Source organism: Agrobacterium rosae, assembly GCF_002915175.1.
Lineage (GTDB): Bacteria > Pseudomonadota > Alphaproteobacteria > Rhizobiales > Rhizobiaceae > Agrobacterium > Agrobacterium rosae.
On sequence record NZ_NXEJ01000007.1, the window covers coordinates 87,583 to 103,186 of the forward strand.

Below are 15,604 nucleotides of genomic sequence, written 5' to 3' on the forward strand. Positions count from 1 at the left end.
AGGTCTCACGAGGTTCGAGCCGGTACGGGAGTTTCCGGTTCTTTACCGCAAGAGACGGTAACGTGCGACAGGAAAATGTCCTGCGACCCCTGCAAAGTCAGCCTTAATCCCAGTTTTTGCTATCAGGCCACGCCTTCATACCCGGCGGAGCCGTTGTCCAGCAGCTGTCGTAGAATGCCGAAAGCTTCGGTAAGCTCTTCGCGGGTTCTCGGCGCGGAAAAACTGATGCGCACGCGGTGGAAGACTTTTTCCGAGCGCCCGGCTTTGAACTCATCTTCGTCATCGATGAGGATACCTTCCTTCATGGCCGCACTGCGGAAGGTGCCAGATAGCCACGGCTCCGGCAGCTTCAGCCACAGGAAAGGAATATCCCGCATCGAATTGAATTCAAAATTTGCAAAGGCTTTTCGGGCCATCTGCTCGCGGGCATTGATTTCTGCGGTGACGTCTCTGCGAATATCATGCGCATCTCCGCTGTTGACCATGCGGGCGCACAGTTCCGCCAAAAGGAAAGGCAGACCACCGGTCATCATGGCGTGGGAAATGCGGATGCGCGAGGCGAAATTCGAGGGGCAGGCAACCCAGCCGCCACGTACGCCAGCCGAAACGGATTTGGACAGGCCGCCAACGACGAAGGTGAGGTCAGGTGCGAATTGCGCAATCATTGGCGGCTGGTCGCTGACCATTGCTCCGTAAAGGTTATCCTCGATAATCCAGACATTGTACCGGCGAGCGATATCAGCAATGGCGCGGCGACGATCCTCGGGAAGCACGGCGCAAGTCGGGTTCTGGCCGGTTGGCATGAGAAAAACCATCTTCGGATGCTGCTGCGCGCAGACCCGCTCGAAGTCTTCGGGGACGATGCCCTGTTCGTCACTCTCCACCAGAGACGCGCGGCGTCCAGCCAGAATCGCGGCTCTGGCAATCTGGGAGTAGGTGACGGGTTCGAAAACGATTCGATCTCCCGGCGAGGTCATGGCGGTGATAACACCCATGATGGCCGCATGGGCACCCAGCGTGGGCACGATATTGTCTACCAATGGCGACCAGTCACTTTGGGATAGCCAGCGAACACCGGCTTGCGCCCAATCTTGCGGAAGCGAGCGTGCATAATCGACGATCTGAAGCGAGCACTCCTTGACGATCTCTGAGATGTGCCTGTCGATCAGCGCGTTCTGGCCGATGTCTGGGGCAGCGGTCGTGTTCAGTCGAAATCGGTTGGGAGTATCGGAGGCGACGCGCGTACCGCCCAGTGGCACCCCCGCCTGCTCCAGTTTCACGGTGGGGCTGGGTGTCTTGCTTGCATTCACATAGGTGCCACGTCCGACTTCGCCGCTGACGAGCCCGCGCTCGTGGATCAGTGCATAGGCGCGACTGATCGTGCCGATTGTCACACCCAGATCGAAAGCAAGGTTTCTCTGCGGCGGCAGCTTGGTGCCCGGCTGCAATGTGCCTTCGGAGATGGCGGTTTCAATGTGGTCGGCAAGCCGCACGTAAATGGGGCCGGTGCCTTGCGATAAATTTGGAAGCCAACTTGTCATGGTGACAATTTATGCATTGTACTCGTCTATATGTCAATTGTATTGATTGCACCAATTGAATGGTTTCATGGAAATCCCGAAGGGGGTGCAATATGCGCAAGCTGGATCAATATCTCTCGACAATCGATACAATGTACCCAGATAGCTATACGCGGGAGCGCGTTTTCCGTGATGGCGAGATGGTGAGCCCTGCGCCGTTTCAAGCGCCGCCGCGTAACCTCATCGAGCGGCTGTTGGGTGCTTTCGGCCAATGGCAGCGCAAGCGCGACAGCCGTCTGGCGCTGCGTGATCTCACCACGGATGAGTTGGAAGACATTGGAATTACGCGGCAGGATGCGATGCGTGAGTTTTCCAAGGCGCGGCTGTTTTCACTGCCGCGCTCGTTCTGAGATTGCCTGGATCAGCAGCCCTTGCCGCCATTCACCCAACGCTTCACGTCCGTGGTGATGCGTGCCGCATGTGGTTCGTTCATGGCAGGGCCGAAAGCATCCACCTTGGCCGGGTTGCCTTCCGCCTGAACGACGAGCATCGGGCGTGATTCCGGGCTGTTGCGCGGCACGAGCAGAATGCGGGGACGACCGGAGAAGGAATTCAGTTCCGGGGCAAGGCGATAGGCCTTGAAGGCTGGGTCGCCCGACTTGAACCAGCAGGCGTTGGCACCCAGCGCTACGCGTTCCATGACTGGCAAGGCCGCCTGTGATGCGGAGGATGACGCGGCTGGTTTTCTTTCGGACTGGCAAGCGGCAAGCGAGAGCGCGACGAGGCCAAGGCCTGCAATGTTCAGTGCTTTACGAAGGGGCAGGCAGTTCATCGCTTCAATCCATGAAAGGGAATACAACAAAGCCGGTGTAACCCGGCTTTGTTAATATTTACGCTGCGATGACGCCCAGCGCGGATGCAAACAGCGCACGTCCATCATTACCACCGTGGGCGGCTTCGATGAGGTTTTCCGGGTGTGGCATCATCCCCAAAACATTGCCTTTGGTGTTGATAATGCCTGCAATGTCGTTCAGCGACCCATTCGGGTTTGTGCCTTCGGCATAACGGAACACGACCTGTCCCTTGTCTTCGATCGACTTCAGTTCTTCCTGCTCCAGGAAGTAGTTGCCATCGTGGTGGGCAACAGGGGAGCGGATGATCTGGCCCTTGTCGTAGGCGCGGGTGAATTCTGTGTCGTTGTTGACGACCTCAAGCTTTACTTCGCGGCAGACGAATTTGAGCGATGCATTGCGCATCAAAGCGCCCGGCAGCATGCCTGCTTCGACCAGAATCTGAAAGCCGTTGCAGACGCCGAGAACCTTGACGCCTTTTTCAGCCTTCTCGCGGATGGCCTGCATGACCGGCATGCGGGCGGCAATGGCACCGCAACGCAGGTAATCGCCATAGGAAAAGCCGCCGGGAATGACGATCAGATCGACATCGGGAATCTCTGTTTCGGTCTGCCAGATGGTGACAGGAGCCTTGCCGGAAATCCGTGTCAAAGCCGCGATCATGTCACGGTCGCGATTGAGGCCCGGAAGCTGGACGACTGCGGATTTCATGGAACGGCTCCTGAGCGTCAGAGGATAGCGATAGAGTAGTTTTCGATCACGGTGTTGGCGAGGAGCTTTTCGCACATCGCCTTCAGGTCGGCTTCGGCTTTCGCCTGGTCGGTTGCGTTCAGCTCCAGATCGAAGACCTTGCCCTGACGGACCTGGCCGACGCCTTCGAAACCGAGGCTGCCGAGCGCGCCTTCGATTGCCTTACCCTGCGGATCGAGAACGCCGTTCTTCAGCGTAACAGTCACCCGTGCCTTGATCACCTGATGCTCTCCTGATGTCACTTGACCAGAACCGGGCCGGTGCCGCGGATTGGTTCATTTTCGTTGATAATGCCAAGACGGCGCGCAACTTCCGAATAGGCTTCCACAAGTCCACCCATATCGCGGCGAAAACGGTCCTTGTCCATCTTTTCCTGCGTTTCGATGTCCCACAAGCGGCAGCTATCAGGGGAAATCTCGTCGGCCAGAACGATGCGCATCATATCGCCTTCGAAAAGGCGGCCGCATTCGATCTTGAAATCGACAAGCTGGATGCCGACGCCGAGGAACAGGCCGGAGAGGAAGTCGTTGACGCGAATGGCAAGCGCCATGATGTCATCGAGTTCAGCCGGGTTCGCCCAGCCAAATGCCGTGATGTGCTCTTCGGAAACCATCGGGTCTTCGAGAGCGTCCGACTTATAATAGAATTCGATGATCGAGCGCGGCAGCACGACGCCTTCATCGATGCCAAGACGCTTGGACAGCGAGCCAGCGGCGACGTTGCGTACGACGATCTCTAGCGGGATCATCTCCACTTCCTTGATCAACTGCTCGCGCATGTTGAGGCGGCGGATGAAGTGTGTGGGGATGCCGATCTTGTTCAGGTGGGTGAACACGTATTCGCAGATGCGGTTGTTCAGCACACCCTTGCCGTCGATGACTTCGTGTTTCTTCTTGTTGAAGGCGGTTGCGTCGTCCTTGAAGAACTGGATGAGAGTTCCTGGCTCTGGACCTTCATAAAGGATCTTGGCCTTGCCTTCGTAAATACGGCGGCGACGGTTCATATTAACAAATCTCTTGGTTGGTGCCGGTGGGCGGCGTTTGTTTCGTCAGTTGAAGCGGTCCCATAACGGAAAAGAAGCAATTCCACAATGAGTCTGGGTCACGTTCACATCAATTCTTAACCTTGCATGTGACTCCTGCGAAGGCCCTAAGGCATGATTACGCTTTTTCAACAGTTTTATTTTACAACAGACATGTCCCTACGAAGAGGACGAAAATAATAATCTAATAAAAACCGGGGTGAAATTATGTTTGCATTGAAAGAACGTGGTAAAGCGCTCGAAAATATTTACTTCAACGACGAATATGTGACATTTCGTCTTCATGCCATGCGCAACAAACTCGTTGGTTTGTGGGCTGCGGCGCTGATGAATAAAGAAGATGCAACGACCTACGCGAATGAGCTGGCGGGCTGTTCCATCAGTGCGGCTGAGGAAGATGCCGTATTTTCGAAATTGCAGGCGGATTTCGAAGCGGCTGGCGTTGCTGTGGCCAATGACGAAATCCAAAGCCGCATGAGCGAGCTGCTGCATTCTGCAGCTCAGGCCATGCGCCAGGGCCAGAACGACTTTGCCATGAAAGCCGTCGCTTGATTGTTGGCCGCCAAACTCCGGCTTTCTCACGAAGCTGAAGATTGGCGGCTTTTATCCTGCCGCTCGTTGAATTTTGGACGGCGCAGACCGCCACGCTTCGGCGGCCACGAAACTTTGGATCTGGTGCGCGGGTAGCGGCCGACACAAAGCGTAGCCCTGAAGCGAATCGCAGCCCATATCCTGCAAGATGCGGATGTGCTCCGCTGTCTCTACTCCCTCCGCGACCACCTTGATGCCCAAGGAATGACCGATATCGATAATGGAGCTGAGCAATTTGCGCTGCTCGGTCGATTGTGGTGCCAGACGCACAAGCTCGCGATCCACCTTCAACGTGCTCGGGTTGACTTTGAGGAGGCCAATGATCGAGGCGTGGCCAGTACCGAAGTCATCGATTTCGATGTCGATGCCGAGTTGACGCAACGTCTGCATGTTGCGAATGGCAATCTCGTCGCTGTCATCGAGGAAGATGGATTCGAGCAATTCGAAGGACAAGGTTCCAGGCTGGATGTGAAGCCCGTCCAGTGTTGTTGTCAGCCCCGGGTCGTGCAGACGCCGTGCCGAAACATTGACCGACACCTTGGGTATGGGAATGCCTGCTGCCTGCCATCGTCTGAAGTCGGCTAGTGCCTTTTCAAGAATGATGCCATCTATCGCCGCAACAGCATCGAGGTCCTCCGCAATTGCGAGAAACTTGTCTGGCGTTAAAATACCTTCGACCGGGTGGTTCCATCGTGCCAGCGTTTCCGCACCTTAAATGTTCAGTGTCTTTGCATCGAACTGCAGTTGATAGTAGGGAACGAACTCGTCACGCTCCAGCGCCGTCAATATTTCATCGGAAACACGTTTCGTGTTGATGAGCCAGTCCTGCGTGTCGGAAGAGAAAAATTCGCATCGGTTGCGGCCACGCTTTTTGGCGTTGTAAAGCGCGATATCCGCATTCAGCAGAACCTGCTTGTAATCCAGATCCGGTCCGATGCCGCAGGCAATGCCGATGCTGGCACCAAATCGGCATTCATGTCCTTCATGGAGAACGGGTTTGCGAAGCTCTTCGATCAGCTTATTGGCCACCGCCGCGATGGTGCTCGTGTTGCCGTTGAAGGGCGAGAGAAATATGAACTCATCCCCGCCAATGCGTGCAGCAAAGTCATCCGGTTTCAGATTGGCCCGCAGCATGTCGGCCACATGTTTCAGCATCTCGTCGCCGGTGTGGTGGCCCAACGTGTCATTGATCTGCTTGAAGCGATCGAGATCGATATGCAGGATTGCGATGCCAATCTGGCTTTCGCTGCCCTTTGCGGTGCGCTTGGCCAGCATGTCGTCCAGACAACGGCGATTCGGTAAGTCCGTCAGATAATCATGCATCGCATTGTGTTCGATGCTGACCCTCGCTGCTTCCAGATCGATGTTGCGTGCTTCGGCCAGCGCCTTCTCACGCTCCAGTTCCTGACGCAATTGCACGTCCGCCGTGACGTCCCAGTTCACGCCGATCATTTTCTTGCTGCCATCGATATCGATGAAGGGCAGGGAGCGAGCGCGGATATAGCGCAGCGCGCCACCCGGTAATATGATCCGATAGTCTTCCGAAAACGGCTGAAGCTTTGCGATCTTGTCCGAGACGTTATCACCGACCCGGCCGAGATCATCCGGGTGAACGCGCGATTCCCACAGGCCGCCGATTTTGACCGGCATGCTTCTATCGACCCTGTACATTTCGTACATGCGGTCATCCCAGGTGGTTTCACCAGCCTCGAAATCGACTTCGAACACACCGACCTGGGACGCTTCGAGCGCCACTTTCAAGTGACGCGAAATGCGCTCCATCTGATGTTCGGCGGCCTTGCGTTCAGACACGTCCATATCCGTGCCGACGATGCGAACAGGCCTGCCATTCTCGTCGCGCTCCACGCACGCGCCACGACATTCGATCCAGACCCAGTGGCCTAGTTTGTGACGTTCCCGGTACTGGAAGGAGACGTAGGCCGGATCACCCGCATTCTGTCGTTCGATGCAATACAGCGTATGCTCGCGATCATCAGGATGAAGCAGCGCCACCCACTTGTCGAAGTCGGTTTCGATCGGCTCGTCAGGCGTCAAACCGCGCATGGCGCGCCATGTATCGGAGCCGTACATTTCGCCGGTTACGAAATTCTGGTCCCAGACGCCAGACAGTGAGTTGACGAGTGCGTTGTTCCAGCGGCTTTCGCGGAATGCGATTTCTTTTTCGCGCGCGCGCTGATCGCTTATATCAGTGAACTGCACCAGCACCGTGGAGTGTGGAGCAGAGCCGATGTTGCTGAAGGACAATATAGCATGGCAATCTGCCGCTTCAGCGCCGTTCAGCCGGGCCTCCAACGTTACAGGTGACCCATCTTCCAAGCTTCCGAGAGCTGCCATAACGCTGCTGTGATCATCCGGATGGATGAAGTCCAGAAGATGAACAGGTATATCAGGCGTCGCGAAGATCAGGTTTGGTGAGACATAGAAAATCTCACCGCTCTTGTTGATGTGAAGGGCGGGAACTGGCAGAGCGTCAAGAAAATCCGTCGGCAACAGGTCCTGCTTCACGTGATCCTGCCATATGTTAATCGATTAAAATCGCGCACAAACGGGCGCGCGTGATCCTCACATTACTGTTACAGACTTAAGCGCTCATTAAAAGAGATCTCTGGATGATTCCAACCTCTAATTAAAATCAATATTCCTAATGAAATTAATCAGGGAAGCCTTCGGGCCTTTTCAGCTTGCTGAGAAACTGGGCAAACACCATGGTGCCCTCTGGCCAAGGGCCGTGACCGGACTCCTTGTTGATGTGGCCGGACATGCCAGCATCGATCAATGTAGAACCCCACGCATTGGCAATATCACCAGCATGCTCATAAGTGCCGAATGGATCATTCTGGCTGGCGATGGTGATCGTGGGGAACGGCAGAGGGTCTCGCGGATACGGGCCAAAGGTCATCAGATGCTTTGGCTTTATCGAGGGGTTTGCAACATCCGGTGGAGACACCAGCATGGCACCGGCGATCTTGTCTTTGATCTGCGGTAGGGCGTGAATGACCGTCGGGACACCCAGCGAATGGGCCACCAGCACGACTGGACGTGTGCAGGCGTTCACCTCTTCAACGAGCTTTGCCACCCAATCATCTTTGACTGGCTTCGACCACTCCGCCTGTTCGACACGGCGAGCTGTCGACAGTTTTTCCTGCCAGCGACTTTGCCAGTGTTCAGGTCCGGAATTGGTGTAGCCGGGAACGATAAGGATATCTGCTTCAGATGCTTTCATGCGGCGTATCTCGGTGTGGTGGTGAGTGAAATCAAGGTCAACTGGTAGGAAGATGACAGATATCACCAACTCCGTCATCCCGCATCAAGTGCGGGATGACGGAGTGTAGGAAAGGGTCTTGCCCTCCTAACCTCAAGCGTTGCCGAAAACGCGGGTGAAAATCGTGTCCACATGCTTGGTGTGATAGCCTAGATCGAACTTCTCGCGGATTTTTTCTTCAGGCAAGGCAGCGCGGACTTCTTCATCGGCCAGAAGCTCCTCAAGGAAGTCTTTGCCTTCTTCCCAAACACGCATGGCGTTGCGCTGGACGAGACGGTAGGAATCCTCACGCGAGACACCAGCCTGCGTCAGAGCCAGAAGAACGCGCTGCGAGTGCACGAGGCCGCGGAACTTGTTCATGTTCTTGAGCATGTTGTCTGGATAGATCACCAGCTTCTCGACAACGCCCGCCAGACGGTTCAGCGCGAAATCGAGCGTAATGGTCGTGTCGGGACCGATGGCGCGTTCCACGGAGGAGTGGCTGATATCGCGCTCGTGCCACAGGGCGACGTTTTCCATGGCCGGAACGACAGACATGCGCACCAGACGCGCAAGACCGGTGAGGTTTTCGGTCAGCACCGGGTTGCGCTTGTGCGGCATGGCCGACGAGCCCTTCTGGCCCGGAGAGAAGAACTCTTCGGCCTCCAGAACTTCGGTGCGCTGCATGTGGCGGATTTCGATGGCGACGTTTTCAATGGAAGACGCGATGACGCCGAGCGTCGCGAAGAACATGGCGTGGCGGTCACGGGGAATGACCTGCGTCGAGACAGGCTCTGGTGACAGGCCAAGCGCCTTGCAGACGTGTTCTTCGACAGATGGATCGATATTGGCAAACGTGCCTACCGCGCCGGAAATGGCACCGGTCGCGATTTCAGCGCGAGCATTCACGAGACGCGCGCGGTTGCGGTCCATCTCGGCATAGAAGCGCGCGAAGGTCAGGCCCATCGTCGTCGGCTCGGCATGGATGCCGTGGCTGCGGCCGATGCGGACTGTGTCCTTGTGCTCGAAGGCGCGGGTCTTCAGCGCTGCGAGAACGCGGTCCATATCGGCGATCAGGAGATCGGCGGCACGCACGAGTTGGATGTTGAGCGTCGTGTCGAGGACGTCGGACGAGGTCATGCCCTGGTGAATGAAGCGGCTGTCTGGACCGACGAATTCCGCCAAGTGGGTGAGGAAGGCGATGACGTCATGCTTGGTAACGGCTTCGATCTCATCGATACGCGCGACGTCGAACTGGGCAGCACCACCCTTTTCCCAGATGGTCTTGGCGGCTTCCTTCGGAATAACGCCGATCTCTGCCAGCGCGTCACAGGCATGCGCCTCGATTTCGAACCAGATGCGGAACTTGGTTTCCGGCGACCAGATTGCGACCATTTCCGGTCGGGAATAACGAGGGATCATGGCAATGACTTTCTCTAGGAAGGAATATTTCTGCTCCTTTAGCAAAGTGTTCCGGCAATCTCAACGCATTCGAAGGCCGAGGGAGTAAGTGGCGGAGGGCAGGGCCGCCACTTGATGACCTGCTTTACGCGCGGCCCTGTTCTGCGGATGCGCGAACGGCGCTGACCATCGTGCGATAGTCTTCGACACCGTCACCCTTGAAGATCGCGGAACCAGCAACCAGTACGTTAGCACCGGCGGCAATCGCGCTTCCCGCTGTTGCAATGGTAATGCCGCCATCGACTTCGAGTTCGATCGGCCTATCACCGATCAGAGACTTGGCGGCGCGGATCTTGTCCAGCATGGCAGGAATGAATTTTTGGCCACCGAAGCCGGGGTTCACGCTCATGATAAGAATGAGATCGACATCATCGAGCACGTTTTCCAGAACCGACAGCGGCGTCGCCGGGTTCAGCGTGACGCCGACCTTCTTGCCGAGCGAGCGGATGGTTTGCAGCGAGCGATGAAGATGTGGGCCAGCTTCTGCGTGAACCGTGATGCCGTCGCATCCAGCCTTGGCAAAGGCTTCGAGATAGGGATCGGCAGGTGCGATCATCAGGTGGCAGTCGAAGAAAGCCTGGCTGTGCGGGCGAAGCGCCTTGATGACATCAGGACCGAAGGAGATGTTGGGGACAAAATGGCCGTCCATGACATCAAGGTGGATCCAGTCGGCACCGGCGGCCGTGACATCGGCCACTTCCTGTCCAAGTTTTGCAAAATTGGCGGCGAGTATGGATGGGGCGATCCGCACGGGAAGAGACATCTGCAAAAGCTCCTAGAACAAAGGTTTTGCACGCCTTTATCACCGACGCGCAGGATCAACAATCGCCGAGCCTTCTATTGGTCCTAGCGTTCGGCACGGTCCACAGGAACGAAGGCGGTACCATTCCACTGCTGTAGGCGATAGGGATTGGTTTGAAGCTCGTGCCTGTCGTTAAAAGTAATCTGGCCAATGGCGGTTTCGAATGCGGTGCCAACCAGTACGGCTGGCGCTGGCTTGCCCTCTGATTGGCTCAGTTCGACAAGCTTCGCCGCAATCTGCGTTACGGCATAGGCGGGCAGGGCATAACCTTCCGGCTCGATCTTGGCAGCGCGCAGGTCTTTGACCGCATCTACTGCCGAAGGAAGGGTGGCATAATCAGGGGTGGTAATGGCGAGTACGCCTGCCTGCAAGGCAACGGGCGTGTTGGCCGCTCTCATCGTGTCACCCGACAAAATGGTCAGAGGCGTTTTTTCTGCCGCCGCATCCCGGGCGATGATGGCGACATCATTGCGTTCCGCACCAATGAAGACATGGGTGACGCCGGTGCGGCTCAATCGTCTCACCAGCGCGACCTGTTGCTCCTGCGACGGGCGCAACGTATCCGTAAACGTTGGCTTGAGACCGGATTCTTCCAACTTGGCCCGGATGCGATCCACCAGTTCGCGGCTATAGATCGTGCCGTCGTCGATGAGGCCGAAGGAATGGCCCTTCCAGTCTCGCAGCATTGTCTCAATCGCCGCATCCGGCTCGCCCGTATCGGATGGTGCAAGCCGGAAAAGCGGCCAGCCGCGTTTCAGAGCATCCTCCATGAGGCCGGAGGCACGGCTTGAAAGCGTTATCGCCGGAATGGCCGCGTCTTTTAGTGTCGGTAGCGCGTCGCTCAATGTTTCAGTGCACAGAAAGCCGACCACGATGCTGACCTTGGCCGCAATCAGCCCATCAGCAATCGCCCCGCCGCTTCCTTCTTCACAGCTCTCGTGAATCTCCATGACGTCGAGGCCCGCTTTCGCCGCTGCAATCTTGACGCCCTGGCGAACCTGAGAGCCCAGCATCTCGTAGGCACCGCTTTGCGGCGCGACGACGCCGATTGTCGCAGCACTTGCGGTGCCGGCTAAGGCCAGACTGGCGGCAATGGTGAGCAGGCGAAATAAATGCATCGTGCGGCGGTTTTCCTCTTCCTATGCTGCGATGTGTATCGACACCAGACGGTTTGCAAAAGAGGAAATGGCCTTGAAAACGCGCATCACGATAATTTTTCGCGTATTTTCAGCGATATAGGCCGTCACAAGCGATGTTGGCGCAAGTGCCGAAAAGCATCTTGGGCAAAAAGCGATAGGGGGTGAGGAGGAGCTTCGAGGTCGAACCAGCCCATATCCGACAATTTGTCTGGTTCGGTCAGGCTTGGTTCGCCTTTGATATCATCGGCCACGTAAATGAGCGACAACCAGTGCTGCCCATCCGCGGGTATGATCTGTTCGCTGAGGCAAAGAAAACGGACGTTGCCGATGGTAAGACCGGTTTCCTCTTCGGCCTCACGTTTGGCAGCAGCAGCGGCAGGTTCCATATGGTCCACCTTGCCGCCGACGATGCTCCAATGTCCTGCCTCCGGCGGTTTGACCCGCTTGTAGAGTAGCACCTTGCCATCGCGCTCGATGACAAGGCCGGAGCCTACGCCTGGAGTATTAATACCAGGCTTCATGATCAGGCTTTAGCGCTTGCCACGATCAACATGAACGCGGGAATGTCGTCACCGAAACCAACTGGCGTCGGACCATCATCATAGTCGCGGTAGTGGCGACGACGATTATCGTCGTTCGCAGGCGGTGTCGCGTTGTGGTTCCGCTCGAAATTGCGAGGTGCTCTTTCTTGCTTGCGTTCTGCCTTCAACTTGTCGCCTCCATTGGCCGCGATTTCTACGATGGCGGCTGGCTGAATGATTTTTTCTTCGATGACAGGCTGCGGAGCTGCGGCCTGAACATCTCCCTGGGGAGCAGCATCGCGACGGTTTCTGTCACGGCCGCGACCGCGTTGCTCTTTTTCCTTGCCACGGCGCGGGCGCTCGGAAGCAAAGCTTTCCATCGGTGCTGGCAGTGCGGTCAAATCACCGCTCAGCCATTCGATCTTTTCGTTGATCAGCTTTTCGATGGCGTCGAGATATTTCGTGTCGCGGCGGTTGACGAGCGTGAACGCAGCGCCGGAACGACCCGCACGACCTGTACGACCGATACGGTGGACATAGTCCTCCGCATGGATCGGAACGTCGAAGTTGAAGACGTGGCTGACATCGGGAATGTCGAGACCGCGCGCGGCAACGTCGGACGCGACGAGCAGGGTAATCTGGTTATCCTTGAAACCCGCGAGCATCTTTGTGCGCGAGTTCTGGTCCATGTCACCGTGCAGAGCGCCAACCGAAAAACCATGACGCTCAAGCGAGCGGAACAGATCCGCGACATCCTTCTTGCGATTGCAGAAGATGATCGCGTTTTTCAGGTCGGTCTGTGCATTGATGAGATCGCGAAGAATGGCGCGCTTCTCATAATCCTTGTCGTGCGTGGCAACGATACGCTGCGTCACCGTCTTTGCCGTAGAGGATGGCTTGGCGACTTCGATGCGAACCGGGTTCTGCAGGAAGCGGTCAGCCAGCTTCTGAATTTCCGTCGGCATGGTGGCCGAGAAGAACAGCGTCTGACGGGTAAAGGGAATCATTTTCGCAATGCGTTCGATATCCGGGATGAAACCCATGTCGAGCATGCGGTCGGCTTCGTCGATGACAAGGATTTCGACGCCGGTCATCAACAGCTTGCCGCGTTCGCAATGGTCCAGCAGGCGGCCGGGGGTGCAGATCAGAACGTCTGCGCCGCGCTCCAGCTTACGGTCCTGTTCATCGAAGGACACGCCACCGATGAGAAGCGCAACGTTGAGCTTGTGGTTCTTGCCGTATTTCTCGAAATTCTCGGCAACCTGTGCTGCGAGTTCGCGCGTCGGCTCAAGAATAAGGGTTCGCGGCATTCTAGCGCGCGCACGGCCTTTTTCCAGAAGTGTCAGCATCGGCAGCACGAAGGATGCCGTTTTGCCGGTACCCGTTTGCGCGATGCCGCAGATATCGCGTCGTTCCAGCGCTGGCGGAATCGCACCTTCTTGAATAGGTGTCGGTGTCGTGTAGCCGGCACTTTCGATAGCAGAAAGAACTTTTTGGCTCAGGCCAAGATCAGAGAATGTTGTCAAAGGAAAAACTGTTTCCGTGTTGGTTCGAAAAGAACACTTAGCTGTCATAACGGCGACGCCGCAGACTGTAGCGGCGAAATAGGCCGAATTAGCCAGAAAGTCAAGGAAACAGGGATTTATCCCAAAATAATACAGGTTGCCGCACTGATTACGGTGAGGCCAGCGATTGTATCGGCAACAATAGCCACGTTGGTGTCACGCCGGCTGTTCTATTGAAGATAGGTTTTCAGCTCGGTTCCAGCAACAAGGAAACGAGTCGGATCGACCGGGTTGTCGTTCAAGCGGACCTCATAATGCACGTGTGGACCGGTTGAGCGGCCTGTGCTTCCGGCCTTGCCGATCACCTCACCCAGGGCGACTTTGTCGCCTTCCTTCACGAGAATCTGTGACAGATGACCGTAACGGGTGGTGATGCCTTTGCCATGGTCGACCTCGACCATGTTGCCGTAACCGCCTGAAAAACCGGCGCTGGTCACGGTTCCAGCGCCTGTGGTGTGCACCTCTGCGCCGGTTTGGGCGACGAAATCTATGCCGGCATGCAAGGCAAGACGACCGAGGAACGGGTCGATGCGGTTTCCGAATCGGCTGGAAACGTCGCTACCGGGGGCAGGATTACCAAATGGAAGTGAAACAGCGGCTCCACGCACGGTTTCGAGCCGACTGAGTGCAGTGTCGAGATTGCTGAGCTGCTCTTCGAAGGTCGCAGCGCTGGCCTTCATCGGCTCCACGAAGGGGCCCCCGACGTTTTGGGAGGCTGAGTCGTCAATCTTGATGCCGGTCCTGCGAATGATGTCAGCCATGGCGTCGGCTTTTGTTTCAGCGCCTGATGTGAGTGAAGCGATTCGGAGCAACTGCTCGTTTTCGACTTTGCTGAGAGAGGCAACCATCCTCAATAGGCTGCGCTCCGACAGTTTTTCGCTCTTTGAGGTGTAGCCGATGCTGCCCTTGAGCCCAGTGGAGGGCGATGCCAGGACGCTGTCGATTGCTTTCGACGCGCCTGAGAGGCTGGCTCTTTTGTCCGGTGAATAGGCGTTGACCGGACGGGGCTCATCGACAGTGCCTGACACGCCCGATTTTTCGGCGCGTTCCAGAAGGTCGCTCATGCGGCCATGACGGGAGGTGAGGTCTTTTTGCTGCGCCAGCAGCTTCTCGACCTTGCGCTCCACCACCTGCTGATCCAGTAATTGTTTGGAGGTAACGCGGTCCACCTGCGCGCGAAGGGCGGCGATTCGGTCTTCATATTCGCGCTGAATGCGAGACTGCCGGGCAATGGTCGCGCCAACCAGATCGTCGCGAAGAATAAGATAGGCCGTGGAGCCGATATAGCCGACGCTGAGCAATCCGGCCATGCAAAAGGCAGTCACACCAAGCCATGGGCGAATGGTGATGTGGCGAACCTTTTCGCCACTCGCCAAAATGAGGACGTGCTGCTGGCGTTTTTTGCCAAATGCCAGGCTTTTACCCGCTTCCGTCAAAATCCATCCTCCAGCCGACATCTCGTTCGGCTGGATAGTAATTTGTTAAGGTTAACGAAGTTTTGACTTTGTCGGACTGGATGCGTCTTAGAGAGCTTTGATCGCGTCGAGAACGAGCTGTGCGTGGCCGGGAACTTTAACCTTGTTCCAGATTTGCGCAATTTTGCCATCCGGTGAAACAAGATACGTGGTGCGCTCTACACCCATATATTTTTTGCCATACATGCTTTTTTCTTTCCAGACACCGTAGGCCTCCAGAACCTGCCGTTCCTCATCGGATGCCAGCATGACGGTGAGGGCGTGTTTGGCGGCGAACTTGTCATGGCTTTTGACCGAATCGGGCGAGATGCCAATCACCACGGCATTGGCTGCCTCAAACTCCGCACCCATCGCGCTGAAATCAATGGCCTGAGCGGTGCAGCCGGATGTGTCGTCCTTCGGATAGAAGTAAAGCACCACGGCCTTGCCATTCAGGCCCGAAAGGGTGACATCGCCGTCGCCGTTTCGGGGCAGCGTGAAATCCGGAGCCTTATCGCCAACATTCAAATCTGTCATGGGGTGACCTTTCTTTCGCCGAATTGTTGAGTAAATGGGCCAGTATTCGATATATACCGAATAAGAGCTTCGTCCAGTCTTGTGGCGAGTCAGACGGTGTGATTGGTTG

At 56.4% G+C, this 15,604-nt stretch carries 15 protein-coding genes and 1 pseudogene; 2 read left to right on the plus strand and 14 right to left on the minus strand.

Translation table 11 applies throughout. The annotated features are described in order from the left end of the window. Window positions 1–122: 122 nt before the first annotated feature. Complete coding sequence (locus CPJ18_RS14825) at window positions 123–1,541, minus strand: aminotransferase-like domain-containing protein (protein ID WP_103659197.1); 1,419 nt, start codon at window positions 1,539–1,541, stop codon at window positions 123–125. Window positions 1,542–1,633: 92 nt separating this feature from the next. Here CPJ18_RS14825 and CPJ18_RS14830 point away from each other — a divergent pair, with 92 nt between their 5' ends. Beyond that, a complete protein-coding gene (locus CPJ18_RS14830; protein ID WP_103659198.1) occupies window positions 1,634–1,930 on the plus strand; it encodes a DUF1127 domain-containing protein in 297 nt (98 codons plus the stop codon). Between the two features lie 11 nt (window positions 1,931–1,941). Here the strand turns inward: CPJ18_RS14830 and CPJ18_RS14835 are convergent, their stop codons facing one another. The 4 genes from CPJ18_RS14835 to purC are packed head-to-tail and all read right to left on the minus strand — an operon-like array spanning window position 1,942 to window position 4,124. Beyond that, entirely contained in the window at window positions 1,942–2,352 is a 411-nt protein-coding gene (locus tag CPJ18_RS14835) for a hypothetical protein (protein ID WP_103659199.1), read from the minus strand. Window positions 2,353–2,410: 58 nt separating this feature from the next. Next, window positions 2,411–3,082: a phosphoribosylformylglycinamidine synthase subunit PurQ gene (gene purQ, locus CPJ18_RS14840; protein WP_077107543.1), complete on the minus strand. Its 672-nt coding sequence runs from the start codon at window positions 3,080–3,082 to the stop codon at window positions 2,411–2,413. Between the two features lie 17 nt (window positions 3,083–3,099). Beyond that, complete coding sequence (gene purS / locus CPJ18_RS14845; RefSeq protein ID WP_103659323.1) at window positions 3,100–3,342, minus strand: phosphoribosylformylglycinamidine synthase subunit PurS; 243 nt, start codon at window positions 3,340–3,342, stop codon at window positions 3,100–3,102. A 17-nt stretch (window positions 3,343–3,359) separates the two neighbouring features. Continuing rightward, window positions 3,360–4,124: a phosphoribosylaminoimidazolesuccinocarboxamide synthase gene (purC, locus tag CPJ18_RS14850; protein WP_067643505.1), complete on the minus strand. Its 765-nt coding sequence runs from the start codon at window positions 4,122–4,124 to the stop codon at window positions 3,360–3,362. 246 nt (window positions 4,125–4,370) lie between these two features. Between purC and CPJ18_RS14855 the strand changes: the two genes are divergently transcribed. Beyond that, window positions 4,371–4,715, plus strand: coding sequence for a DUF1476 domain-containing protein (locus CPJ18_RS14855; RefSeq protein WP_077107540.1), 345 nt, complete (start codon window positions 4,371–4,373; stop codon window positions 4,713–4,715). A 51-nt stretch (window positions 4,716–4,766) separates the two neighbouring features. Here the strand turns inward: CPJ18_RS14855 and CPJ18_RS14865 are convergent. The 9 genes and pseudogenes from CPJ18_RS14865 to bcp form a co-directional block, all read right to left on the minus strand. Next, a pseudogene (locus tag CPJ18_RS14865) lies at window positions 4,767–7,295 on the minus strand (sensor domain-containing protein). 130 nt (window positions 7,296–7,425) lie between these two features. Then, on the minus strand, window positions 7,426–7,998 hold the full coding sequence (locus CPJ18_RS14870) for an RBBP9/YdeN family alpha/beta hydrolase (RefSeq protein ID WP_103659202.1): 573 nt from the start codon (window positions 7,996–7,998) through the stop codon (window positions 7,426–7,428). A 132-nt stretch (window positions 7,999–8,130) separates the two neighbouring features. Beyond that, entirely contained in the window at window positions 8,131–9,438 is a 1,308-nt protein-coding gene (purB, locus tag CPJ18_RS14875; RefSeq protein WP_103659203.1) for an adenylosuccinate lyase, read from the minus strand. 124 nt (window positions 9,439–9,562) lie between these two features. After that, entirely contained in the window at window positions 9,563–10,240 is a 678-nt protein-coding gene (gene rpe / locus CPJ18_RS14880) for a ribulose-phosphate 3-epimerase (protein WP_077120816.1), read from the minus strand. A gap of 83 nt (window positions 10,241–10,323) precedes the next feature. Next, complete coding sequence (locus tag CPJ18_RS14885; protein ID WP_103659204.1) at window positions 10,324–11,397, minus strand: branched-chain amino acid ABC transporter substrate-binding protein; 1,074 nt, start codon at window positions 11,395–11,397, stop codon at window positions 10,324–10,326. 125 nt (window positions 11,398–11,522) lie between these two features. Continuing rightward, window positions 11,523–11,942: an NUDIX domain-containing protein gene (locus CPJ18_RS14890; RefSeq protein WP_103659205.1), complete on the minus strand. Its 420-nt coding sequence runs from the start codon at window positions 11,940–11,942 to the stop codon at window positions 11,523–11,525. Continuing rightward, window positions 11,942–13,513 (minus strand): DEAD/DEAH box helicase, encoded by a 1,572-nt coding sequence (locus CPJ18_RS14895; protein ID WP_483416161.1) that lies wholly within the window; start codon window positions 13,511–13,513, stop codon window positions 11,942–11,944. The genes CPJ18_RS14890 and CPJ18_RS14895 overlap by 1 nt, the downstream gene beginning before the upstream one ends. A gap of 161 nt (window positions 13,514–13,674) precedes the next feature. After that, window positions 13,675–14,940, minus strand: coding sequence for a M23 family metallopeptidase (locus CPJ18_RS14900; RefSeq protein WP_103659325.1), 1,266 nt, complete (start codon window positions 14,938–14,940; stop codon window positions 13,675–13,677). Between the two features lie 87 nt (window positions 14,941–15,027). Continuing rightward, a complete protein-coding gene (gene bcp, locus CPJ18_RS14905; RefSeq protein WP_077106707.1) occupies window positions 15,028–15,495 on the minus strand; it encodes a thioredoxin-dependent thiol peroxidase in 468 nt (155 codons plus the stop codon). Window positions 15,496–15,604 lie beyond the last annotated feature (109 nt).